This is a genomic window from Streptomyces sp. NPDC085944, assembly GCF_040686295.1.
In the GTDB taxonomy this organism is placed as follows: domain Bacteria; phylum Actinomycetota; class Actinomycetes; order Streptomycetales; family Streptomycetaceae; genus Streptomyces; species Streptomyces salinarius.
On the sequence record NZ_JBFBJX010000001.1, the window covers coordinates 372,201 to 395,386 of the forward strand.

Consider the following 23,186-nt stretch of genomic DNA (forward strand, 5'->3'; position numbering starts at 1 on the left):
CACCCCTGCGTCACGGGTCTGTGACCACCGCGCACCGGCGGTGGAAAGGAGCGCGCCCGGCGCGATATGGATGGACGCATGAGCAGCAACGGGGGATCACACGGCAGGCCGGACGAGCCGACCAGTTTTGACCTGCAACCGCCGAACCGGCCGGCCGCCGTGCCGCATCCGGGCAATCCGTACGCGGCCGGGACCCAGGTCGTACCGTCGCCGTCGCAGCCCCCGGCCGTGAACGCCGCCGGGACCCCGTCGCCGGACCGTCCTTCGCCCGCACCGGTGGCTTCCTCCGCCGCCGCGCATGACCCCGGCGCCGGGCGGCTCGTCGCCGGGCGCTACCGGCTGATCGCCAAGCTCGGGCACGGCGGCATGGGCACGGTGTGGCGCGCGAAGGACGAGACCGTCGACCGCGAGGTCGCCGTCAAGGAGCCGCGCGTCCCCGATCACCTTCCCGAACGCGAACGGGACAACGCCTTCGAGCGGATGCGCCGCGAGGCGCGCGCCGCGGCCCGGCTCGACCACCCCGCGGTGGTCGACGTGCACGACGTGGCGGTCGTGGACGAGCAGCCGTGGATCGTGATGGAACTCGTGCGCGGGCGCTCGCTGGGCGATGTCCTCCGGGAGGGCACGCTGGGCGCGCGCGAGGCCGCCCGGATCGGCCTGGAGGTGCTCGGCGCGCTGGAGGCCGCACACGCCGCCGGAGTCCTGCACCGGGACGTGAAGCCGGACAACGTCCTGCTCGGCCGGCACGACCGGGTCGTCCTCACCGACTTCGGCATCGCCCAGATCGAGGGCGAGACCAGCCTGACCGACACCGGCGGCTTCGTCGGCTCCCCCGAGTACATCGCCCCGGAGCGGGTGCTCGGGCAGCGGCCGGGACCGGCGAGCGACCTGTGGTCGCTGGGCGTCGTGCTGTACGCGGCGACGGAGGGCGTCTCGCCGTTCCGCCGCAGCAACACCCCCGCCACGCTCCAGTCGGTGCTCAACGCCGCGCCGGCGCCGCCCGCCTCCGCGCAGGGCCCGCTGGCCGAGGTGATCACCGGCCTGCTGGAGAAGGACCCCGCGCGCCGCCCGGACGCCGCCCGGGTCCGCGCCCTGCTGGACGCCGCCGCGAACCCGCCCGCGCCGCCACCCACCCAGGTCGTCCGGCTCGACGCTCCCCGGCAGCCGGCCCCGGCGCCCGTGTCCCGCTGGAGCGTCCGGCTGGGCCGCAACGCGTGGATCACCCTCGGCGCGGCCGTCGTCGCGGCGGCGGTGGCGTCGTACCTCGTGGTCGCCGACCCCTTCGCGGACACCCTGCCGGGCGGCTGGAAGCAGCACGCACTCGACGGCAGGGTGGGCATGAGCGTCGGTGTGCCCGCCGAGTTCGTGAAGGCGAAGCACCCGGACGACTGGGACGGCACGAACGAGACGTTCGCCGACCCGAGCGGCGCCGTCACCGTCTTCGTGGACCGGGACATCAAGGCCGACGACGAGGACGGCAAGATCCCGGACACCGCCGGCGCCAACGCCTGGGCGGACTGGGAGATACTCAAGGACGGCGAGTACTCCTGGAACTTCGCCGCCGACCCCGCGCCCGAGGGGGAACCGAGCGAGACGGAGTACCGGGGCGAGAAGGCCGCCGAGAACACCATCGCCTACACGACCGCGGACACCCAGAACCCCCGCGCCCGCGAGTTGCGCATCCTGTACTACCGAGCCGGCAACGGCGACATGTGCAAGGTGTCGATCGACTACCCCCGCGAGGGCTACTTCGCCGACGAGGGACGGGAGATCGCCCGCGCGGTGATCGCGAACTGGGAGGTCGGGAAGACCGGCGGTCCCGCGACGTAACGCCCTGATCAGCGGGTTTGTTGCCAGCGATCACTGGCGTCATGTGAGCACTCGGTGAATCACGGTGAATCACCGTTACCGACGGGTACACAAAGCCCGCCCGGCGTCATACCCTGCGGCTCATGACGGACGCGCAGGCCACGGAACTCACCGGCACGAATCCCCTCGCCCCCGCCCCGGAGGGCGCCCGCACCGCGGCCGACGTGGTCACGCCCGAGCTGGTCGCCCGGCTCACCAAGGGCGTGGCCGGGTCCGGCCGCACCGCCAACCACACCCCGTTCACCGGCGAGAAGCTGGCCGACCTGCCGGAGTCGACGCCCGAGGACGTGGCCGGCGCCTTCGAGCGGGCCCGCGCCGCCCAGGCCGTGTGGGCGCGGGTGCCGGTGCGGCAGCGGGCCGCGGTCCTGCTGCGCTTCCACGACCTGGTCCTGGAGCGGCAGGCCGAGGTCCTCGACCTCATCCAGCTGGAGACCGGCAAGGCCCGTCTGCACGCGCACGAGGAGGTCCAGGCCGTCGCCGTCGCGGCCCGCCACTACGGCCGCAGGGCCCCCGCGTACCTGCGCCCCAAGCGGCACACCGGCGCCGTGCCGACCCTCACGAAGGTGACCGAGCTGCGCCACCCGCGCGGCGTCGTCGGCCAGATCGCCCCCTGGAACTACCCGCTGGAGCTGTCCGTCGGCGACGCGCTTCCCGCGTTCGTCGCGGGCAACGCGGTCGTCATGAAGCCCGACACCGAGACCTGCCTGACCGCCCTGTGGGCCCGTGACCTGCTCATCGAGGCCGGGCTGCCCGCCGAGGTCTTCCAGGTCGTCCTCGGCGAGGGCCCGGTCGTCGGCCCCGAGGTCGTCAAGCACGCCGACTACGTCTCCTTCACCGGCTCCACCCGCACCGGCCGCGAGGTCGCCCGGGGCGCCGCCGCACGCCTGGTCGGCGTCTCCCTCGAACTCGGCGGCAAGAACGCCATGCTGGTCCTCGAGGACGCCGACATCGAGAAGGCCGCGGCGGGCGCCGTCCGCGCCTGCTTCTCCTCGGCCGGCCAGCTCTGCATCTCCATCGAGCGGCTCTACGTCCACGAGTCCGTCGCCGACGCCTTCCTGGCGCGCTTCGCCGCCCGCACCAAGGCCATGCGGCTCGGCACCTCCCTCTCCTACGGCGCCGACATGGGCTCGCTGGTGGGGGAGCGGCAGCTGGAGACCGTGAAGGCGCACGTCGCGGACGCCGTGGAGCGGGGCGCCAAGCTCGTCGCGGGCGGCGTCGCCCGCCCGGACATCGGCCCGTACTTCTACGAGCCGACCATCCTCGACGGCGTCACCGACCCCATGACCGTGTGCACCGAGGAGACCTTCGGGCCGGTCGTCTCCGTCTACCGCTTCACGACCGAGGACGAGGCCGTCGAGCACGCCAACTCCACGCCGTACGGCCTGAACTCATCGGTCTGGACGAAGGACGCCCGGCGCGCCCACGAGGTCGCCGCGCGTATGCGCACCGGGACCGTCAACATCAACGAGGGGTACGCGCCCGCCTACGGCAGCGTCCAGTCCCCGATGGGCGGCATGAAGGACTCCGGCCTCGGCCGCCGGCACGGTTCCGAGGGCATCCTCAAGTACACCGAGGCCCAGACGGTCGCCCACCAGCGCCTGCTGCCGATGGCACCGTCGCTGGGCATGGACGACGAGAAGTACGCGGCGTTCATGAGCCGCAGCCTGCGCCTGATGAAGGCGTTCCGCCTCCGCTGACCCACCCCACCACCGCCCGTTCTCAACGAGGAGAGCACGTGTCGCAGGAGAACTCTGTCCAGACCCGGGACGAGAACGGGTACGACTACGACGTCCTCATAGTCGGTTCCGGCTTCGGCGGATCCGTCTCCGCCCTGCGCCTCACCGAGAAGGGCTACCGCGTCGGCGTCCTGGAAGCCGGCCGCCGCTTCACCCGCGAGTCCCTGCCCCGGAACTCGTGGGACCTGAAGAACTACCTCTGGGCGCCGAAGCTCGGCATGTTCGGCATCCAGCGCATCCACCTCCTCGGGAATGTCATGGTCCTGGCAGGCGCCGGGGTCGGCGGCGGCTCCCTCAACTACGCCAACACCCTCTACGTGCCGCCGAAGCCCTTCTTCGACGACCCCCAGTGGCGCGACATCACCGACTGGCACGAGGAACTGACGCCGTACTACGACCAGGCCAAGCGCATGCTCGGGGTCCGTCTCAACCCGACGACGACCCCCTCCGACGTGCATCTGAAGGCCGCCGCCGAGAAGATGGGCTGCGGCGACACCTTCCACATGGCCCCGGTCGGCGTCTTCTTCGGCGACGGCGAGGACGCCGACGGCAAAGCGAAGGCCAGGCCCGGCGAGCAGGTGCCCGACCCGTACTTCGGCGGGGCGGGCCCCGACCGCAAGGCGTGCACCGAGTGCGGCGAGTGCATGACCGGCTGCCGGCACGGCGCGAAGAACACTCTCAACGAGAACTACCTGTACCTCGCCGAGAAGGCCGGCGCCGTCGTGCACCCGATGACGACGGTCGTCTCCGTCACGGACGACTCGCGCGGCGGCTTCGCGATCGCCACGCTCCCCACCGACCGCAAGAAGCGCGGGAAGCAGGACGCGGGCCGCACCTTCACCGCCCGCCGGGTCGTCGTCGCCGCCGGAACCTACGGCACCCAGACCCTGCTGCACCGCATGAAGGCGGGCGGCCAGCTGCCCCGCATGTCGGACAAGCTCGGCGAGTTGACCCGCACCAACTCCGAGGCGCTGGTCGGCGCCCAGACCGACGACCGGCGCTACCGCGGCGCCACCGGCGAGCCCCGCGCCGACTTCACGCGCGGCGTCGCCATCACGTCCTCGATCCACCCCGACGCCAACACCCACATCGAACCGGTGCGTTACGGCAAGGGCTCCAACTCGATGGGCGGCCTGTCGATCCTCCAGGTCCCCTACGCCGGGCCGACCGCCTCGGGCGCCTCGCGCGTCCTGGGCTTCCTGGGCCACGCGGCCAAGCATCCGCTGCTGGTCCTGCGTTCGCTCTCCAACCGCAAGTGGTCCGAGCGGACCATCATCGGCCTGGTCATGCAGTCCCTGGACAACTCCCTGACCACGCGCCTGAAACCGACGGGTGTCGGCAAGGGCCTGCTCACCGCGCGCCAGGGGCACGGCTCGCCCAACCCCAAGCAGATCAAGGCCGCCACCGAGGGCGCCTGCGCACTCGCCGCCGAGATCAACGGCTTCGCCGGCTCCAACGTCGGCGAACTGATGGGCACCCCGCTCACCGCCCACTTCCTCGGCGGCTGCCCCATCGGCGCCTCCCGGGAGACCGGTGTCATCGACCCGTACCACCGGCTCTACGGCCACCCCGGCATCTCGGTCGTCGACGGCTCCGCCGTCTCGGCGAACCTGGGGGTCAACCCGTCCCTCACCATCACGGCGCAGGCCGAGCGGGCGATGTCGTACTGGCCGAACAAGGGCGAGGAGGACCCGCGCCCCGCGCAGGGCGCCGCGTACGAACGTCTCGCCCCCGTCGAGCCGCACGCCCCGGCCGTCCCCGAGAAGGCCTTCGGCGCGCTGCGGCTGCCGTTCCTGGACGTGCCCGCCGTACCGCCGAAGAAGTAGGAGAAACGAAAAGGTGAGTGGGACCCGCACCCCCCTCCGAGTGCGGGTTCCACTCACCCGGCCTGTGTCACGCCGCCGCCGGCGCGGGCGTCACGTGTCCGAGCCGGTCCTGCGCCGCCGCACCACGAACACCGCACCGCCGCCGACCACCACGGCGAGCCCGCCGAGGAGGCCGATCACCGGGAGCGCCGAGCTGGAGCCGGTCGAGGCGAGGCTCCCGGTGACCTCCGGGACGTTCGCGGGCGCCTTCTCGACGGTGACGGGCGCGAGGGGTGCCTTGCCGCCCTCCTGCGGTGCGGTCCCCTCCGTGTCCGTGCCGGGGGCCACGATCCGGAACTTGTAGGCGGCGTCACCGAAGCCGGTGCACTCGCCGTCCGCGTCGCCGTAGATCGTCGCGCCGAGCGTGAAGCCCGCGCCGACCGGAGCGTCGGCCCGCACGTTGATCCGCATCGGGATGGCGACCTCGTAGTCGGGGGCCAGCTCGTCGGTGTAGCCGATGTAGCCGACCGCGTAGCCGAGTTCGTCGAGGGCCTCCCAGGACTCGTCCTCGGGGTTCCAGGCCTGGAGGCCGACCTTCTCGCTCTCGAACAGTTCCTCGCCGTCGAGGTCGGCGGAGGCGCCGGCCAGGTACTCGAGGTTCTGCAGCGTCGAACCGGAGTTGTTGGCCACGTTCAGCGAGAACTCGTGCCAGCCGCCGCCCGCCGCGATCTCGCCGGGCAGGCCCTCGATGTCGACGTCGACCTTGGTGTCCGCGCACACGGACGGCTCGGGGTCCGGGGCCTCGGATTCCTCCGACTCCTCCGGAGCGGAGGCGCTCGGGGAGGGGCTCGCGGGGGCGGACGTGGTCGACTCCGAGGCGTCGGGGGCGGCAGTCTCCTCCTCGCCGGAACCCTCCTCGCCCGTCTCCGCCGTCGCGTCCGGGGAGCCCGTCGGGCCGCCCGTCGCGTCGCCGGGCGCGGGGTCGGTCGCGGTTTCGCTCGCCGTCTCGTCGGTCGTGCCCGTCACGTCCGTCTCATCCGAAGGGTCGGACGTGGAGGCGGACGGGGACGCCGACGCGTCACCGGTCGCATGGGCGGACGGGGCCGCGAGGAGCGCGGCGGGGGCGACCACCGCCGTGACGGCGGCTGCGGCCAGGGCGCGACGAAGCTTCATGCCCGGTGTGATCAACGAAACCTGTGAAGGGTTGTCCTCACCTTCACAGAATCCTTATGTGGCCTGCGTCACTGCAAGGGCGAGGGTGGGCGGCATGGCGAAGGGCCCCGCGGAACTGCGGCCGCAGGGCCCTCCCTCTCGGCCGGCACCGGCGTCAGGGCAGCGCCGGTGCCTCGGGAGCGGCGCCGGGGGGTTGCGCCGCTTGCCTTGGATGCTTGTCGCCTTCGTCGCTTGCTCGAACGTGGGACCCGTTCCGTCGGCCGGCTCCGGGCGTCCCCGGAGCCGGCCGTTCTCTTGGGTGACCGGGCTGCTGTCCCCTGCCGTCCGGTCACTTCCTGGAGCGAGGTCCCACGACGCACGGCAGATCCGTACGCCTCATCGCTCCAGTGAGCCACGCGTGGTTCTTTCGGGCCCGCCCCTGGCTGACACGGACATCGGGACCAACGAAGCCGCTCGCCCACCGGTCACGCGCCGTACGGGTGAGAAGTCGCCCGAACTCAGATACGACCCCGGTCGGGCCACGACCCCGGTCGGGCCACGGCCCCGGGGCGGGTCACACGCGCCCGCGGCACAGCTCCAGCATCGTCATCGCCAGCGTCGTGCCCGGCTTGCCCAGCGCCTGCCGGTAGTGGTCGAGCACCTCCATCTCGCGCGAGAGGTTCACGCGGCGCCCGCCGGAGGTGATCCGTGCCTCCTGGATGACGGCCGAGACGGCCATGCGTTCCTGGATCAGTCCGATGATGCGGTCGTCCAGGGCGTCGATGCGCTCCCGGGCGCCGGTGATCACGTCGGCGGCCTCGGGGGTGTGGGCGCCGGTCTTGTCGGCTGCGGTGACGGTCTTGTTCGCTGCGGTGACACTCATGTCGGTGGCTCCTCGCCGAAGGCTGGCGGCACCCGGGACCGGCACGGTCCGCAAACGCCAGGCGCCCCGGACCTTGTCGGCCCGGGGCGCCTGGGAAGTCGCTTGTCAGTTGCTCAAGCAGCACGACCATGGCAGCCGGTGGGCCGGTTGCCATAGGTAAACAGGAAGGTCTGGTGCTTGCGCATGGGCCCAGTATGCCCCGGCGACGGTCGGTGTCCAAGCCGGTTCGCATGGTGAGACCCGTCGGCGGACCCGGCGGCGGGCCGGGGCACCCGCCCACCTCGGTAGAATCAGGGGTACAAACCCCGCCCGACCGCCGGAAGGCACCCCGTGTCATCAGCGACTCCCGCTGCCGCCGCCCCCGACACCGTCCTGGTCGTCGACTTCGGCGCGCAGTACGCCCAGCTCATCGCCCGCCGTGTCCGCGAGGCGCGGGTCTACAGCGAGATCGTGCCGAGCTCCATGCCGGTCGAGGAGATGCTCGCCAGGAACCCGGCGGCCATCATCCTCTCGGGCGGTCCCTCCTCGGTGTACGAGCCGGGCGCCCCGACCCTCGACCGTTCCCTGTTCGAGGCCGGCGTCCCCGTCTTCGGCATGTGCTACGGCTTCCAGCTCATGGCGCGGACTCTCGGCGGCACCGTCGACAACTCCGGCGCCCGTGAGTACGGCCGGACCGCTCTCACCGTCTCCAAGCCGTCCTCCACCCTCTTCGAGGGCACCCCGGCCGAGCAGTCCGTGTGGATGTCGCACGGCGACGCCTGCTCCGCCGCCCCCGAGGGCTTCACCGTCACCGGCTCCACGGACGTCGTCCCGGTCGCCGCCTTCGAGAACGACGAGAAGAAGCTCTACGGCGTCCAGTACCACCCCGAGGTCATGCACTCCACGCACGGGCAGCAGGTGCTGGAACACTTCCTGTACCGGGGCGCGGGCCTGAGCCCCGACTGGACCACGGGCAACGTGATCGAGGAGCAGGTCGCGGCCATCCGCGAGCAGGTCGGCGACAAGCGCGCCATCTGCGGCCTGTCCGGCGGCGTGGACTCCGCCGTCGCCGCCGCCCTCGTCCAGAAGGCCATCGGCTCCCAGCTGACCTGCGTCTACGTCGACCACGGCCTGATGCGCAAGGGGGAGACCGAGCAGGTCGAGAAGGACTTCGTCGCCGCGACCGGCGTCCAGCTGAAGGTCGTGGACGCCGAGGAGCGGTTCCTCAAGGCGCTCGCCGGGGTGTCCGACCCCGAGGAGAAGCGCAAGATCATCGGCCGCGAGTTCATCCGGGTCTTCGAGCAGGCGCAGCTGGAGATCATGAAGGAGGACGGCCCGGAGGTCGCCTTCCTGGTGCAGGGCACGCTCTACCCGGACGTCGTCGAGTCCGGCGGCGGCACCGGCACCGCCAACATCAAGTCCCACCACAACGTGGGCGGGCTCCCCGAGGACATCGAGTTCGAGCTGGTCGAGCCGCTGCGCCAGCTGTTCAAGGACGAGGTCCGGATGGTCGGCCAGGAGCTGGGCCTGCCGGACGAGATCGTCCAGCGCCAGCCGTTCCCCGGCCCGGGTCTCGGCATCCGCATCGTCGGCGAGGTCACCAAGGAGCGGCTGGACCTGCTCCGCGAGGCGGACGCCATCGCCCGCGAGGAGCTGACCGCGGCCGGCCTCGACCGCGACATCTGGCAGTGCCCCGTGGTGCTGCTGGCCGACGTCCGCTCCGTCGGAGTCCAGGGCGACGGCCGCACCTACGGCCACCCGATCGTCCTGCGCCCGGTCTCCTCCGAGGACGCCATGACGGCGGACTGGTCCCGGCTGCCGTACGACGTGCTCGCGAAGATCTCGACCCGGATCACCAACGAGGTCAAGGACGTCAACCGCGTCGTCCTCGACGTGACCTCGAAGCCGCCGGGGACGATCGAGTGGGAGTAGCGCCCAGGCGCGCCTGACGGTGCGCAGGGGTTTTCCGGGCTGCCAGATCTCGACGACGAGGTACTCGTCGTCCTCCACGGAGGTCCGCACGACCTCCGTCAGCTCGGTCCGGAAGAGGTGGAACGGCTCCGGCGGTTCCACCTCTTTCACGTACCCGGCCTTCGTCGCCGGGTCCTCCACCTCGATCGCCCGCCCGGCGAATCGCACGTCCCCGCCGCCCATGCCGGTGCCGTCCCCCGGGTTCGCCTGGAGCACGAAGCGCGGATCGCGGATCGCGGCGCAGGTCGAGCGCCTTGAGCGAGCCCGGCATCATGCCGAGCCACAGCTCGCCGTTCAGGAAACGCACCTCCAGGCCGGTGGTGCGCGGCGAGCCGTCCTTGCGCAGGGTGGCGAGGACGTGGTGCGTGTACGCGCCGAAACGCGCCTCCACGGTGCCGGCCGGCGCGGGTGCGGCGGCGGCGAAACGGGCCCAGTTCACGGGGGTGGTCACAGGTGTTCTGGAGGGCATGCGCCGAGTGCGGAGCCGAATGCCGACACCTCCTGTCGGGATGCGCGGGCATCTCGTGTCGGGGGCCGGTCAACACGGCGATGCGCGCTTCACCCGCGCTGAGCAGACGTAAGGCGGGGCGGCGGGCGGCGGGGGGCCGGGGTACGGCACAATTCGCTGTCGTCCCAAGGGACTTAGAGGCTCCCACGGCCTTTGCTCCCGGGTATGCGGACGATCTCTTTCACAGGGTGCGGGAAGGCGGGCGTCGGGCGTGGCGGTGCAGGAGGCGAGAGGCGCGAGCGGCTCGGACAGGGGCGCGTACCGGGCGGCTGCACACGGTGGTGGCTGTACCTGCGGGGACTGCCCGCACGGCGCCCGCGAGGGGCACCGCAGGGCGGTCGCCGCGTTTCTGCTGCGGCGGGACGAGTTCGCGGCCGGGCAGGGACTGCCGGCCGCGGTGGCCCACTCGGCCTCTGCGTCCCGCCAGTGGGTCTCGGAGGAACTGACCCAGTCCGCGCAAGCCGTCGCCGAACGCGGCCGTGCCGAGGGCGACGCCTGGCTCGCGGGGCTGGGCCGGCGTACGGCGGCCGCCGTGTGGGCGGCGGTCGTCCTGCTGCTCCTCGGGCAGTGCCTCACCGCCGTCGGCGCGGGCTGGTCGGCGGCGCGCACCGCGGGCCTCGCGGCGGCCGTGGTGGTGGCCGGCGCGCTGACGGCGGCGTCGTGGTTCCACCGGGCGCGGGGCGGCGCGCTGGCCCCCGCCATCGGCGAGGACAACCGCCTGTCCACCTCACGCGCCGTGGCCGCGGCCTGGGTCCTCTTCGTCGCCTACGCGGTCCTCGTGCTGGCCGGACAACTGGCCGTCGCATCCGGCCACGACCGGCGGGACGCGCTGATCTCCGGTCTCGAACTCGGCCGGGGCGCCGGCGCGGTGACCGTGCTCGCGGTGGTCTGCGCAGTCGCGGTCCTGGTGCGGAGGGTGGTCGGACTGCGGGTGCTGGGCCAGCGGCTGCAGAAGGTACGCGCCGACCGGCCGCGCGCGTCCGACCTGCTGACGGACGACGCGGGCCGCGGGGCCTTCGCCGACATCCAGTACGTCGTGATCAGCACCGTCGCCCTGGTGTTCGCGGCGGTCCGGCTGGCCCGGCGCCCGGAGCAGCTGCCCGACCTGCCGTGGGGGCTGGCGGTGGTGGTGCTGGTGTCGGCGGCGACCTACGTGGCCGGGAAGTACGCCGAGGGCGGCCGGCCGGTGATCCTCTCCGTGGTCCGGGCCCGGGAGGCCGGCGACCTGGACGCGCCGATCCGCACCGGCGACGACATCGAGATCCGCGGCGCGGGCTTCGTGCCGCCGGGCGCCCAGCGGGCGGACCGGCTCTCCCGGATGGTCGTCCGCATCGGCGCGGTCAACGTCCACGTACCCCTGGTCCCGGTGACCGGCGGCTTCAGCAACCCGTCGGACGACCTGCTGACGGTCCCCGTCCCGGCGGACGTCGAACCGGGCCGGGTGGAGGTCCAGGTGGTCACCGGCGCCGGCGTGGAGACCAACCGGTACCCGATCGACGTCACGGACTGACAGCGCGCGGCCTCGTCGCGCCCCCGGCCCGGGCGACCGGGCGGCCCGCGCCGAAGTCCGGTCGGCAACCTGTCGAAACCGACAGCAAGAAACCGGTGGCCGAGGGTTGAGCGGGGCCCCCGTGCCCTACGTATGGTCTGGTGGGGGGCTGGGCATGGGCGGCGAGAGGCGGCTGGCAGTGATGACTCACGGGATGCGTACGGATGTCTACACCTCACCCGAGAGCGGCGGCAGGGGAGACTGGCGGGACAACGCCGCCCGGTACGCGCTCCTCCCCCTACGGATCTTCCTGGGCGTCACCTTCGTCTACGCCGGTCTGGACAAGCTCACCGACGGCGCGTTCATGAAGGACGCGGGCGCCGGGTCCGTCGGCGACATGATGCGCGCCGTCCGCGACTCCTCGGCCGTCCCCGCCCTGATCGACCTGGCCCTCAAGAGCCCGGCCGGGTTCGGTTACGCCATCGCCCTGGGCGAGCTGGCCGTCGGCATCGGCGCCCTGCTCGGACTTCTCACCCGCCTCGCGGCGCTCGGCGGTGCGCTGATCTCACTGAGCCTGTGGCTGACCGTCAGCTGGGCCGCCGATCCGTACTACTACGGCAACGATCTCCCGTACCTCATGGCCTGGCTCCCTCTCGTCCTGGCGGGCGCCCCGCTGCTGTCGCTGGACGCCGTACTGCGCTCCCGGCGGCGGGGACGGACCGGCGGCGGGTTCCGCTAGGCCTGTCCGACCACTCCCGTCCGCCGCGCAACGCCATGCACGCACTCTCGCCGCACCGGCACCAGACCCGGGTACGTCCAGTACGCGACTCCGGGTCCGGCACGCCGAGAGCACGCACCTGACGCCGCGCGGCCGCCCTTCGGGCGACGACGCGCATGGTCGGACAGGCACCCTGGCCCGAGCCGTCGTCCGGCCGACGCCGTCACCGGGGGAGGTCCGCCCGGGGGTCGTCGGGCTTCGCCGCGCCCGGCGCTCCGCGGCGCCGGTGCGCGGACCGGGCCACGACCCCGACCGCACCCGCGAGGCAGAGCCCGCCCGTGACGACGGGGACCAGTACGAACCACGGCGTCTCCCAGAGGCCGCCCGCGTCGCCGGCGTAGATGACCCCGGCCAGCATCAAGCAGACACCGGCCACCAGTCGACCCGGCTGGAACTCATGACGCAGCACGGGTCACCTCCGCCTGGCCGACGCCGACCTGGAGGTCGAGGGCGACGGTGCCGGCGTCCTTGCCGCCCTTGGTGGGGGACAGGGTGATCTCCTTGTGCTTGCCCGGTGCCACGTCCACGTCCTTCTCGTCGTCGCCCGGCAACTGGATGTCGCCCACGCCCACGTCGACACTGAGCCGCACGGTCACGTCCTGCGGCACGACGACCCGTATTCGGCCCATGCCCACGTCGGCCCGGGTGCTCACCGTCTGCCCCTCGGCCAGGTCGAGGCCGGACAGGTCGAGGGTGCCGCTGCCCGCACCGATGTCGTACTGGTCGCGCACGTCGGTCACCGCTGTGGGCTCCCAGGTGGTCCGCACCCATTCGGTGCCCACGCTCTCGGGAATCGTGGCCGTCCCGGCCAGCAGGCCGGCCGTGATGATCGCCAGGAAGACCGAACCGGCTCCCGTGCGCCCGAGGAAGGCACTGACCGCGATACCGAGGCCGAAGACGGCGAGCGCGCACGCCAGGCCGGTCTGCAGACTGGTGCCGAGCGGATGGTCGTCCCAGGTCAGCCGGGTCCCGAGGAAGCCGGCGAGCAGGGCGAGGAGGAACACCCAGCCGCCGATGCCGCGGGGCCCGCGCGTCTGCACGGCCCGGGAGCGCCGGTCGCCCGCGAGGGCGTGGTCGCGGCGCCCCGGGATGCCGCGACCGATGTTGACGGCCGCCGCGATGTCCCGCTCCACGGCGTCCGGCGGGCCCCACATGTAGCCCGTCCCGCCGTCGTGGGTGCCGTCCTTGACGATGGGGTCGCGCCACCAGGAGGGCCAGGTGTACATGATCGGGGGCGCCTTGGCCTCCGGCGGGGCGTCGGCGACCGCTTGGGCCGAGAGCGGGTCCGGTTCCGGCGTTCTGCGCTGCCGGGACCAGTAGCCCGCGCCCGCGAGGAGCAGGGAGAGGACGACGGCGAAGGTGAGCACACCGCCGTTGTGCAGCATGGTGAGGAAGACGCCGCAGCCGACCAGGGCGAAGAGCACGGCCGCCAGTGCCTGGCCGTCGACCCGGCCGGTCAGCAGCTTGCGCACCTCGTTCTCCTCCTCGTCGTCGTAGGGGACGAGGAGCCAGGCGAAGCCGTAGAAGATCAGACCGATGCCGCCGGTCGCGGAGAGCACCGCGAGTGTGATCCGGAAGATCACCGGATCCAGGTCGCACTGCCGCCCGAGGCCGGCGCACACACCGGCGAGCGACTTGTGCCGCCGGTCGCGCCGGAAGCGGTGCGGTGGTCCCGCCGCGGCCGGTCCGGAGCCTCCGGGGGCGTCCGCGCCACCGACGGCGCCGGCGTCGCCCGTACCGCCGCCCGCCGCGCCCGCACCGGCATCCGCGGCGGGCGCGGCATCCCGCGGCCCGGCGCCCTGCGGGCGGCGCGGGCCGGAGCCGGGTCCCGGACCCGTCGCGGCGTGCTCGTGATCTGTCATGAGTCCATGGTGACGGGCGCGACGCGGTGACGGCAGCCGGTTCGACCCTGGTCGGACCCTGATATCGGCCCTGACTCCGTGCCCGGGGAACGTTCGAGCCCCGCACCGCCCTCCGCGGCCCGAAGATCAGGGGCGAGTGGGGGAACGACCCTGATGCCCCGGCTCCCGCACCCGTGTGAATATCGGTGTCATGCCGGAAGCCGCAGCAGCACCCGTCGTCGAACCGCGGCCGCCGCGCAAGCTCTACCGAAGCAGCGACGGACGCTGGCTCGGTGGTGTGGCGCGGGGGCTCGCCGGGCATCTCGGGCTGCCCGTCGTCTGGGTCCGGTTCGCCTTCGTCGGCCTCTTCATGGCCGACGGCCTGGGCGCGCTGCTGTACGCGGCCTTCTGGTTCTTCGTGCCGCTGGGCGTCGGGGGAGTGGAGGCGCAGAAGCCGCCGTCGCTCGTCACCTCCGAGACGGGCCCCGACGGCCGCCGCAGACTCGTCACGCGCAAGCCGGACAAGGGCCAGATAGTCGCCCTGCTCCTCATGGTCGCCGTGGCCCTGGTCTTCGTGGGCAACGTCGACCTCGGCGGCGGAGCCAAGGCCTACCTCTGGCCGACCGTGCTCGTCGGCGCCGGCGTCGCCCTCGTCTGGCGCCAGGCGGACAACGCGCGCCGGGCCCGCTGGGCCGAGGTGGGGCGCCACCGCCGTACCGTCACCCTGCTGCGCTCCGTGGCCGGCGTCCTGCTGGTGACGGCGGGTGTCACGGGCATCTTCGTCCTCCAGGGCTCCGCCGCCCACCTCGGCTCCGTCCTCCAGGCGGCCCTCGCGGTCCTCGTCGGCACAACGCTCCTCGCCGGCCCCTACCTGGTCCGGATGACGCAGGACCTCTCCGAGGAGCGGCTGATGCGCATCCGCGCGCAGGAGCGTGCCGAGGTCGCCGCCCACGTCCACGACTCGGTGCTGCACACCCTGACCCTGATCCAGCGCAACGCGGAGAACGCGGGCGAGGTGCGCCGCCTGGCGCGGGCCCAGGAGCGCGACCTGCGCGCCTGGCTCTACAAGCCCGAGGGCAACGGCAAGGACGAGGACGACGAGCCCACCACCCTCGCCGAGGCCGTCAAGCGCAACGCGGCGGAGGTCGAGGACAAGCACGGTGTTCCCCTGGAGGTGGTCGTCGTCGGCGACTGCCCCCTCGACGAGCGGATCAGCGCACAGATGCAGGCCGCGCGCGAAGCGATGGTGAACGCGGCCAAGTACGGTGGCGAGGGCGGCGCCGTGCAGGTCTTCGCCGAAGTCGAGGGCAGGACGGTCTTCGTGTCCGTCCGGGACCGCGGCCCCGGCTTCGACCTCGACTCGATACCGGCCGACCGCATGGGCGTCAGAGAATCGATCATCGGCCGCATGGAGCGCAACGGCGGCACGGCGCGGCTGCGCGCGGTGCCGGACGGCGGCACGGAGGTCGAACTGGAAATGGAGAGGGCGGAGATGACGTCATGAGCGACCCGACCGAGGCGAACGGAAGAGCGGGTACGACGGGGGCGGGCGAGGCCGCGCAGCCGGCCGCAGGCGGCGGCGCGGGGGAGCGGCGCGTACGCGTGGTGCTCGTCGACGACCACCGCATGTTCCGCACCGGTGTCCAGGCCGAGATCGGCCAGACCGCCGAGACCGGCGTCGAGGTGGTCGGCGAGGCGGCCGACGTCGACCAGGCCGTCACGGTCATCACCGCGACCCGCCCCGAGGTCGTCCTCCTCGACGTCCACCTTCCCGGCGGGGGCGGAGTCGAGGTACTGCGCCGCTGCGCCCCCCTGATGAGCGACACCGAGCGGCCCGTCCGCTTCCTCGCCCTGTCGGTCTCGGACGCGGCGGAGGACGTGATCGGCGTGATCCGCGGCGGCGCCCGCGGCTACGTCACGAAGACCATCACCGGCACGGACCTGGTCAACTCCGTCTTCCGGGTCCAGGAGGGCGACGCCGTCTTCTCCCCGCGCCTGGCCGGCTTCGTCCTCGACGCCTTCGCCTCCACCGACGCCCCTCCGGTCGACGAGGACCTCGACCGCCTCACCCAGCGCGAGCGCGAGGTACTGCGCCTGATCGCCCGCGGCTACGCGTACAAGGAGATCGCCAAGCAGCTCTACATCTCGGTCAAGACGGTCGAGTCCCACGTCTCGGCGGTCCTGCGCAAACTCCAGCTGTCCAACCGCCACGAGCTGACCCGCTGGGCGACGGCACGCCGGCTGGTGTGACGGTCCTGCGGCGCGGCGTCTCACACCACCCGCGCAGCCCCCGCGAACGGCATCTCGTCGACCGGGGCGACGCGGACCGGGGCCGACGGGTTCGGGGCGTGGATCATCCGGCCGTTGCCGACGTAGATGCCGACGTGGCTGATGCCCGAGTAGAAGAAGACCAGGTCGCCCGGGAGCAGCTCGGACCGTGAGACGCGGCGGCCCGCGTCGATCTGCGCGTACGTCGTGCGGGGGAGGGAGACCCCTGCGGCGCGGTAGGCGGCCTGGGTGAGGCCCGAGCAGTCGAAGGCGTTCGGGCCGGTCGCGCCCCACACGTAGGGGCTGCCGAGCTTCTGGTAGGCGTAGGCGACGGCCGCCGCCGCGCGGGAGTTGGGCGCCTGGGCGGAGGCCGACGGGCCCTCCCTGGGGCCGGAAGAAGAGGCGCGGGAGGCGTGTTCCCCTGTTCCCGTGCCGACGCCGGCGCGCTCCTCGGCGGTCAGCCGGGAGAGCAGGCGGCGGGCCTTTGCCAGCTTGCCGGTGACGGTCTCGCGGTGACGTTTCAGCTCGGCCCGGCGTGACCTCAGCGAGGTCACCTCGATGCGGGCGGCGCCACGTAGTTGCTCGATGTCGCGCAGTTCCTTGCGTACGCGCCCCACCTCGGCCCGCTGCCGGCTGCCCGCCCGCTCGGCGAAGGCGGCGCCGTCGAGATACCGGTCCGGGTCGGAGGAGAGCGCCAGTTGCAGCGCCGGGTCCAGGCCGCCGCTGCGGTACTGCGCCGCCGCGACCGAACCCAGCGCCTGGCGGGCCGAGTTCAGCCGGTCCTCCTTGCGGGCGGCCTCGTCCCGCAGTTCCTCCAGGCGCTGTTCGGCGGCGTCCGCCTTCTCCTTCGCGCCGTTGTACTTCTCCGTGGCCACCTCGGCCTCCTGGTAGAGCTTGTCCACCTTGGCCCTGACCTGCGCCGCCGTCGGCTGCGGATCTGCGTGCACGGTCCCGCCCAGGCCCGTCGCGGTGGCCGCCCCCGCAAGGGTGATCGTGGCCGCCGTCCGGGCTCTGCCGCCGCCCTTCGCGCGCTGTCGCGGCCTGCGGTGCGTTCCCACCTGCGATCCACGTCCTTCCGTACGACTCGACCCGGCCCGCGCCGGGTCGGCGCCGGTTCGCTCCGGCTGCCTGGGCCAGGACGCTAGGCGCGTCGGTAACGGTCCGGTGACGGGATGCGCGGAAGTGGCGGGAGGGGATCGGGTGGCGACCGTATGTGATCACCGATCGCTCCGGAGGCCGTCTTCTTCACGCTGGGTGATGACCGATAGGACGGATCCGGAGGCGGGCGGGGGACGGGAGCTGTTATGGGGCGCCCGGGCGGGCGGGGCGGGCCGGTGTCCGGGCGCGTTCGGGCGCTCATTAGGCTCCGGCCTCATGGACGTACTCATCCACATCTTCGTCGGCCTGCACATCATCGGTATCGCCGCGCTCCTCGGCGGCTTCCTGACCCAGATGAAGGCGATGGGCCGGGGCGCGGCCCGGTTCACCCCCGCCATGCTGCACGGCGCGCTGACGATGCTGGTCACCGGTGCCGTCCTGATCGGCCTCAACCAGGCCCAGGACTACTCCGTGGACAACGTCAAGATGGGCGTCAAGCTCGCCGTGCTGATCGTGATCCTCGGCCTGGTCTACGTGAAGCGCGACGAGGACAAGGTGGAAAAGCCGCTGTTCGGCCTGGTGGGCGGGCTGACCCTGGTGAACGTCTTCATCGCGGTGCTGTGGACCTGACTGCCGCCCCGGAGCCCGCTGCCAGGGACCGCAGCCCGGAGCGGGCCCGGACGACCGCCCCCGTGGCGACCACCAGCCAACCGGCCACTGCGATCCACAGCAGCGCCCGGCCGGGGGCGTCCAGCCACGGCACGTCGACGGCGGCGGCCACCGACAGTGTCGCCGCCGCCGTCATGCCGAGCGGGAAGACCGTCGACCAGCGGCGTACGTCGTAGCCGAGGCGCGGCCAGGCGATCTCGGCGGCCAGCAGCACGGCGTACCAGGCGAGGTCGAGGGCGAGCAGGAAGACGGTCAGGTCGTGCAGGACGGCCTGGTCGTCGGCGTTCCACAGGTACATGCCGGTCCCGGCCGCCGCGAGCAGCTTGGCCCCGGCGAGGGCCGAGATGGCGAGCGCGCCGCCCGCCACCCACTGGTCCCCGGAGCCCCGGGCCACCTGCCGCAGGTCGAAGCGGAACAGCGCGATCAGATAGAGCACGATCCCCAGCCAGAACGGCACCAGCGCCGCGTGCGCCAGCCAGGGCGTCGAGGTGGCCGCGGACAGCGTCGCGGCGAGCACGGCGAGGCCCTCCGTCGCCACGCAGCCCAGGAACACCGCCCCGGGCATCCTCCGCCCCCAGTGCCGCACCACCACGAGCAGCAGCCACGGCCACAGCACCGCCGCCAGCACCAGCAGCACCGCCGCCAGCAGCGACCAGCCCAGCAGCGAGAAACGGGTGCCGACCACGGTCGTCGCGGCGACGGCCGTCAGCGCGCCCGGCGTCCCCGCCCGCTCGATCCACCGCGGCCGGTGGGCGAACAGCAGGTAGACGAAGTTCGCGGCCAGTATCAGCCAGGCGACACAGGCCAGGGCCAGGGCGATCCGGGACAGGACCTCGCGGCCCGTCAGATGCAGGGCGACCGACACGATGCCGGTCGCCATCACCGCGGCCCCGGCCGCCGGTGGACGCCGCGCCAGCCAGGTGCGCAGCGCGGAGGGGTGGTGGGTGGCCGATGGCATGGCCACGATGGTAGAGAACCCTGCTGGTCAGGCGGGGCGCACCACGCTGTAGATGGACGACTCGCCGTCGTAGAAGATGGATTCCTCGCGGACGTACGCGCCCGGCTTCGGGGCGTGGATCATCATGCCGTCGCCGATGTACAGGCCGACGTGGCTGATGTCGTCGTAGAAGAAGACCAGGTCACCGGGTTGTGCCTGGGAGACGGGGACGGTCGTGCCGGCGTTGACCTGGTCGTAGGTGACGCGCGGCAGCGTCACGCCCGCGGCCTTCCAGGCGGCCTGGGTGAGGCCCGAGCAGTCGTAGGAGTCGGGGCCCGTGGCGCCCCAGACGTACGGCTTGCCGATCTGGGCGCGGGCGAAGGCGATCGCCTTGTCGGCCTTGGTGCCGGTCGAGGTGCCCGGCGTCGACGAGCCCGAGGAGTCCGACGAACCGGTGCCGCCGGAGGTTCCCGCGGATCCGGAGCCGCTCTCCTGCTGCTGGGCGGCCTCCTCCTGCCGCTTGCGCTCGGCCGCCTCCTCCGCCTGCTGTTTCGCCAGCTCGGCGGCTTTGCGGGCGGCCTCCTGCTGCTTCTTCTTCTCGATCGCCGCCAGCCGGGCCTTCTCCTCGGCGGTCAGCTCCGACAGCAGCTCGCGCGCGGTGGCGAGCTTCTGCTGGACGGTCGACTTGGCCGTCTTGAGGTCGTTCTGCGACTCGGTGAGGGTCTCGAGGCTCTCGGTGGCCTCCCGGCGCTTCTTCATCGTCTCGGACTGCTGGGTGACGTAGTCGTCCACGGCACTCTTCTGCCGCCCGGTGAGCCGGTCCATCAGCTGGTTCTGGTCGAAGTAGTCCTGCGGCGAGTCCGCGAGCAGCAGGGTCGCGGTCTCCGGGACCGAGGCGCCCGTGCGGTACTGGGCGGAGGCGAAGGAGCCCAGCTCCGCGCGCGCGTCGTTGAGGTTCTGGGTGCGCTTGGCGACGTCGTCGAGGAGACCGTCGACCTTCTTGCGCTGCTTGGTGGTCTTCTCCTTGGCCGCGTTGTACTTCTCGGTCGCCGCCCCGGCCTGGCGGTACAGGTCGTCGACCTTCTTCTCGACCTCCTCGAGGGTCGGCCGGTCGTCCGACGGCGTGGCATTGGCCGTCTGGGACAGCAGGGCGACGGAGGTGAGGGCCGCGGTGGCGAGGGCCGGGGTCCGTATGCCCGCGACGCGGGGACCGGTGGGACGCGACTTGCGGTGCGACGCCAAGGGAGGCGACTCCTTCCAGTGCTCCGCCTACCGGGTTAGCTGTCGGGTTCGGGCGGTGTGGCGGGGAAGGGTTGCCCTACGGCGGACCGTCCTCTCGTCTCGGCGAGGGCGGTGCGGCCGATTCACCCCAAGGTCTCGGTGGGTCCCCGGCTCCGGGTGCCGTGCGGGCAGACCGGACTCGGCGGAGGCCGCGCGGCCCGGCGAGGTTCGCCGGAGGGGGTCGAGCGGCCTGCCCCGCACCGTAGCCAACTCGTGTGGCCGCTGTGAAGGTTGGCGGGTGATATGCCCGATACGTTTTCGTGACCTTTCGCGAGGTGCCTCCGAGGCGATAGCCGGCGTCACTCTTCGTGGTTCCCCTGGTCGCAGGGCGTGTCCGCGCCGGTGGTGGTGGTCATTTTCCGGGGCGGCACCGGGTTGTCGGTGCGGCACCCTAGACTCGGAGAGCGATGAGCAGCCTCTTTGACGACAACTTCCTGGCGAGCCTCCAGACCCCTCGGGGTCACGAGGAGGAACCCCCGCCGCCGCCCGAGGGCGATCACGGACCGGAGCCGGTTCCGCACGATCTGTTCGGCGGGAAGTTCGACGTGCCTCCGGACCGGGACACCCACTACCGGGACGGCGCCCCGCGCCCCGCCCTGGACGCCGCGGCGCTCCTGGAGGGGCTGAACGAGAACCAGAGGGCCGCCGTCGTCCACTCCGGCTCCCCGCTGCTCATCGTGGCCGGTGCCGGCTCCGGCAAGACCCGCGTGCTCACCCACCGCATCGCCCACCTGCTGGCCGAGCGGCACGTCCACCCCGGGCAGATCCTCGCGATCACCTTCACCAACAAGGCCGCGGGCGAGATGAAGGAGCGCGTGGAGCAGCTCGTCGGCCCGCGCGCCAACGCGATGTGGGTGATGACCTTCCACAGCGCGTGCGTGCGCATCCTGCGCCGCGAGTCGAAGAAGCTCGGCTTCACCTCGTCCTTCTCGATCTACGACGCCGCCGACTCCAAGCGGCTCATGGCGCTGGTCTGCCGCGACCTGGACCTGGACCCCAAGCGCTTCCCGCCGAAGTCGTTCAGCGCGAAGATCAGCAACCTGAAGAACGAGCTGATCGACGAGGAGGACTTCGCCGCCCAGGCGGCCGACGGCTTCGAGAAGACCCTCGCCCAGGCCTACGCCATGTACCAGGCACGGCTGCGCGAGGCCAACGCCCTCGACTTCGACGACCTGATCATGACGACGGTCAACCTGCTGCGCGCCTTCCCGGACGTCGCCGAGCACTACCGCCGCCGCTTCCGGCACGTCCTGGTCGACGAGTACCAGGACACCAACCACGCCCAGTACGCCCTGGTGCGCGAACTGGTCGGCGGGGCCTCGGAGCACCCCGTCGACGTGCCGCCGGAGGCCGAGGTGCCGCCCGCCGAGCTGTGCGTGGTGGGCGACGCCGATCAGTCGATCTACGCCTTCCGCGGCGCCACCATCCGCAACATCCTCCAGTTCGAGGAGGACTACCCGGACGCGACGACGATCCTGCTCGAGCAGAACTACCGCTCCACGCAGACCATCCTCAGCGCCGCCAACGCGGTCATCGAGCGCAACGAGTCCCGCCGCCCCAAGAACCTGTGGACCAACCAGGGCAGCGGCGCGCAGATCACCGGGTACGTCGCCGACACCGAGCACGACGAGGCGCAGTTCGTCGCCGACGAGATAGACCGCCTCACCGACGCGGGCGAGGCCAAGGCCGGCGACGTCGCGGTCTTCTACCGGACCAACGCGCAGTCCCGTGTCTTCGAAGAGGTCTTCATCCGCACCGGTCTGCCCTACAAGGTCGTCGGCGGCGTCCGCTTCTACGAGCGCAAGGAGGTCCGGGACGTCCTGGCCTACCTGCGGGTGCTGGCCAACCCGGAGGACTCGGTGCCGCTGCGCCGCATCCTCAACGTCCCCAAGCGCGGCATCGGCGACCGCGCGGAGGCGATGATCGACGCCCTCTCCCAGCGCGAGAAGATCAGCTTCCCGCAGGCGCTGAGGCGCGTCGACGAGGCGTACGGCATGGCCGCGCGCTCCGCGAACGCCGTCAAGCGGTTCAACACGCTCATGGAGGACCTCCGTACGATCGTCGAGTCCGGCGCCGGACCGGCGACCGTCCTGGAGGCGATTCTCGAACGCACCGGGTACCTGGCGGAGTTGCAGGCCTCCACCGACCCGCAGGACGAGACCCGCATCGAGAACCTGCAGGAACTCGCGGCCGTAGCCCTGGAGTTCGAGCAGGAGCGGGCCGAGGGCGAGGAGGCCGGGACCCTGGCCGACTTCCTGGAGAAGGTCGCGCTCGTCGCGGACTCCGACCAGATCCCCGACGAGGAGGACGGCGACGGCGTCGTCACCCTGATGACCCTGCACACCGCCAAGGGCCTGGAGTTCCCGGTCGTCTTCCTCACCGGCATGGAGGACGGCGTGTTCCCGCACATGCGCGCCCTCGGCCAGGCCAAGGAGCTGGAGGAGGAACGCCGCCTCGCCTACGTCGGCATCACCCGGGCTCGCGAACGCCTCTACCTGACCCGGTCGACGCTGCGCAGCGCCTGGGGTCAGCCGTCGTACAACCCGCCCTCGCGGTTCCTGGAGGAGATCCCGGCGCTCCACCTGGAGTGGAAGCGCACCGGGGCGAACGGACCCGCGCCCTCCGCGCCGGTCTCGGGTGTGGCGGCCTCGCTGTCCTCGTCCCGTTCCCGCTCCTCGGCGTCGGGCGCGTCCGGCTTCGCCACCCGCCGGTCGGCCGGCGCCGAGCAGCCGACGGTCTCGCTGGCGGTCGGCGACCGCGTCACGCACGACCAGTTCGGGCTGGGCACGGTGGTCGGGGTCAAGGGCACCGGGTCCAACGCCGAGGCGACCATCGACTTCGGGGACACCAAGCCGAAGCGGCTGCTGCTGCGGTACGCGCCGGTGGATAAGCTCTGAGGACGTGCCGCGGGGCGGTGCGGTG

17 protein-coding genes, 1 pseudogene and 1 riboswitch are annotated in these 23,186 nt (G+C 72.4%); of the genes and pseudogenes, 10 read left to right on the forward strand and 8 right to left on the reverse strand.

All coding sequences use genetic code 11. The features are described 5' to 3' along the window. Positions 1–78: 78 nt before the first annotated feature. The 3 genes from AB0P07_RS01890 to AB0P07_RS01900 all read left to right on the forward strand — a co-directional run bounded on the left by AB0P07_RS01890 (position 79) and on the right by AB0P07_RS01900 (position 5,431). Positions 79–1,830 carry a serine/threonine-protein kinase gene (locus AB0P07_RS01890; RefSeq protein ID WP_365543654.1) on the forward strand — a complete coding sequence of 584 codons (1,752 nt, stop codon included), beginning with the start codon at positions 79–81 and terminating at the stop codon, positions 1,828–1,830. A gap of 122 nt (positions 1,831–1,952) precedes the next feature. Next, positions 1,953–3,566, forward strand: a complete 1,614-nt coding sequence (locus AB0P07_RS01895) for a succinic semialdehyde dehydrogenase (protein WP_365543657.1) — start codon at positions 1,953–1,955, stop codon at positions 3,564–3,566. Between the two features lie 38 nt (positions 3,567–3,604). Further along, positions 3,605–5,431, forward strand: a complete 1,827-nt coding sequence (locus AB0P07_RS01900) for a GMC family oxidoreductase (protein WP_365543660.1) — start codon at positions 3,605–3,607, stop codon at positions 5,429–5,431. Positions 5,432–5,521: 90 nt separating this feature from the next. Here AB0P07_RS01900 and AB0P07_RS01905 read toward each other — a convergent pair whose 3' ends face one another. Further along, positions 5,522–6,583, reverse strand: a complete 1,062-nt coding sequence (locus AB0P07_RS01905; RefSeq protein WP_365543663.1) for an LPXTG cell wall anchor domain-containing protein — start codon at positions 6,581–6,583, stop codon at positions 5,522–5,524. 553 nt (positions 6,584–7,136) lie between these two features. Then, the gene (locus AB0P07_RS01910; RefSeq protein ID WP_164712839.1) at positions 7,137–7,445 is read right to left on the reverse strand and encodes a chorismate mutase; all 309 of its coding nucleotides are present in this window, start codon (positions 7,443–7,445) and stop codon (positions 7,137–7,139) included. A gap of 330 nt (positions 7,446–7,775) precedes the next feature. On the opposite strand from AB0P07_RS01910, the gene guaA reads away from it, so the two are divergent. Next, positions 7,776–9,356 carry a glutamine-hydrolyzing GMP synthase gene (gene guaA, locus AB0P07_RS01915; protein ID WP_365543666.1) on the forward strand — a complete coding sequence of 527 codons (1,581 nt, stop codon included), beginning with the start codon at positions 7,776–7,778 and terminating at the stop codon, positions 9,354–9,356. A 9-nt stretch (positions 9,357–9,365) separates the two neighbouring features. Here guaA and AB0P07_RS01920 read toward each other — a convergent pair. Then, positions 9,366–9,834, reverse strand: a pseudogene (locus AB0P07_RS01920) (pyridoxamine 5'-phosphate oxidase family protein); the annotation flags it as partial. A 280-nt stretch (positions 9,835–10,114) separates the two neighbouring features. On the opposite strand from AB0P07_RS01920, the gene AB0P07_RS01925 reads away from it, so the two are divergent. After that, on the forward strand, positions 10,115–11,413 hold the full coding sequence (locus tag AB0P07_RS01925) for a hypothetical protein (protein ID WP_365543669.1): 1,299 nt from the start codon (positions 10,115–10,117) through the stop codon (positions 11,411–11,413). 181 nt (positions 11,414–11,594) lie between these two features. Beyond that, on the forward strand, positions 11,595–12,131 hold the full coding sequence (locus AB0P07_RS01930; RefSeq protein WP_365543671.1) for a DoxX family protein: 537 nt from the start codon (positions 11,595–11,597) through the stop codon (positions 12,129–12,131). A 202-nt stretch (positions 12,132–12,333) separates the two neighbouring features. Here the strand turns inward: AB0P07_RS01930 and AB0P07_RS01935 are convergent, their stop codons facing one another. Beyond that, entirely contained in the window at positions 12,334–12,579 is a 246-nt protein-coding gene (locus AB0P07_RS01935) for a hypothetical protein (RefSeq protein WP_365543674.1), read from the reverse strand. After that, entirely contained in the window at positions 12,566–14,032 is a 1,467-nt protein-coding gene (locus AB0P07_RS01940) for a PspC domain-containing protein (RefSeq protein WP_365543677.1), read from the reverse strand. Before AB0P07_RS01940 ends, AB0P07_RS01935 begins: the two co-directional genes overlap by 14 nt. Positions 14,033–14,222: 190 nt before the next feature. Between AB0P07_RS01940 and AB0P07_RS01945 the strand changes: the two genes are divergently transcribed. Together AB0P07_RS01945 and AB0P07_RS01950 are read left to right on the forward strand one after the other, a co-directional pair. After that, the gene (locus AB0P07_RS01945) at positions 14,223–15,515 is read left to right on the forward strand and encodes a PspC domain-containing protein (protein WP_365543680.1); all 1,293 of its coding nucleotides are present in this window, start codon (positions 14,223–14,225) and stop codon (positions 15,513–15,515) included. Further along, positions 15,512–16,261: a response regulator transcription factor gene (locus AB0P07_RS01950; RefSeq protein ID WP_365543683.1), complete on the forward strand. Its 750-nt coding sequence runs from the start codon at positions 15,512–15,514 to the stop codon at positions 16,259–16,261. Before AB0P07_RS01945 ends, AB0P07_RS01950 begins: the two co-directional genes overlap by 4 nt. Positions 16,262–16,281: 20 nt before the next feature. On the opposite strand, the gene AB0P07_RS01955 is transcribed toward AB0P07_RS01950, so the two are convergent. Further along, positions 16,282–17,337: an NlpC/P60 family protein gene (locus AB0P07_RS01955; protein ID WP_365543686.1), complete on the reverse strand. Its 1,056-nt coding sequence runs from the start codon at positions 17,335–17,337 to the stop codon at positions 16,282–16,284. 316 nt (positions 17,338–17,653) lie between these two features. Here AB0P07_RS01955 and AB0P07_RS01960 point away from each other — a divergent pair, with 316 nt between their 5' ends. After that, entirely contained in the window at positions 17,654–18,007 is a 354-nt protein-coding gene (locus AB0P07_RS01960; RefSeq protein ID WP_365543689.1) for a hypothetical protein, read from the forward strand. Here AB0P07_RS01960 and AB0P07_RS01965 read toward each other — a convergent pair. Together AB0P07_RS01965 and AB0P07_RS01970 are read right to left on the reverse strand one after the other, a co-directional pair. Next, entirely contained in the window at positions 17,985–19,004 is a 1,020-nt protein-coding gene (locus AB0P07_RS01965) for a tellurite resistance/C4-dicarboxylate transporter family protein (protein ID WP_365543692.1), read from the reverse strand. The genes AB0P07_RS01960 and AB0P07_RS01965 overlap by 23 nt on opposite strands. A gap of 27 nt (positions 19,005–19,031) precedes the next feature. Beyond that, positions 19,032–20,225 (reverse strand): NlpC/P60 family protein, encoded by a 1,194-nt coding sequence (locus AB0P07_RS01970; RefSeq protein ID WP_365543695.1) that lies wholly within the window; start codon positions 20,223–20,225, stop codon positions 19,032–19,034. A 7-nt stretch (positions 20,226–20,232) separates the two neighbouring features. Then, positions 20,233–20,419: riboswitch (cyclic di-AMP (ydaO/yuaA leader) on the reverse strand. Positions 20,420–20,671: 252 nt separating this feature from the next. Here AB0P07_RS01970 and pcrA point away from each other — a divergent pair. Then, a complete protein-coding gene (gene pcrA / locus AB0P07_RS01975; RefSeq protein WP_365543698.1) occupies positions 20,672–23,161 on the forward strand; it encodes a DNA helicase PcrA in 2,490 nt (829 codons plus the stop codon). The last annotated feature ends 25 nt before the right edge of the window (positions 23,162–23,186 follow it).

Excerpts from the sequence above, each read along its gene's own strand:
- AB0P07_RS01890 (WP_365543654.1), top strand. The coding sequence starts at position 79 with ATGAGCAGCAACGGGGGATCACACGGCAGGCCGGACGAGCCGACCAGT.
- AB0P07_RS01895 (WP_365543657.1), top strand. The coding sequence starts at position 1,953 with ATGACGGACGCGCAGGCCACGGAACTCACCGGCACGAATCCCCTCGCC.
- AB0P07_RS01905 (WP_365543663.1), bottom strand. The coding sequence starts at position 6,583 with ATGAAGCTTCGTCGCGCCCTGGCCGCAGCCGCCGTCACGGCGGTGGTC.
- AB0P07_RS01910 (WP_164712839.1), bottom strand. The coding sequence starts at position 7,445 with ATGAGTGTCACCGCAGCGAACAAGACCGTCACCGCAGCCGACAAGACC.
- AB0P07_RS01930 (WP_365543671.1), top strand. The coding sequence starts at position 11,595 with ATGACTCACGGGATGCGTACGGATGTCTACACCTCACCCGAGAGCGGC.
- AB0P07_RS01940 (WP_365543677.1), bottom strand. The coding sequence starts at position 14,032 with ATGACAGATCACGAGCACGCCGCGACGGGTCCGGGACCCGGCTCCGGC.
- AB0P07_RS01945 (WP_365543680.1), top strand. The coding sequence starts at position 14,223 with ATGCCGGAAGCCGCAGCAGCACCCGTCGTCGAACCGCGGCCGCCGCGC.
- AB0P07_RS01950 (WP_365543683.1), top strand. The coding sequence starts at position 15,512 with ATGAGCGACCCGACCGAGGCGAACGGAAGAGCGGGTACGACGGGGGCG.
- AB0P07_RS01960 (WP_365543689.1), top strand. The coding sequence starts at position 17,654 with ATGGACGTACTCATCCACATCTTCGTCGGCCTGCACATCATCGGTATC.
- AB0P07_RS01965 (WP_365543692.1), bottom strand. The coding sequence starts at position 19,004 with ATGCCATCGGCCACCCACCACCCCTCCGCGCTGCGCACCTGGCTGGCG.
- pcrA (WP_365543698.1), top strand. The coding sequence starts at position 20,672 with ATGAGCAGCCTCTTTGACGACAACTTCCTGGCGAGCCTCCAGACCCCT.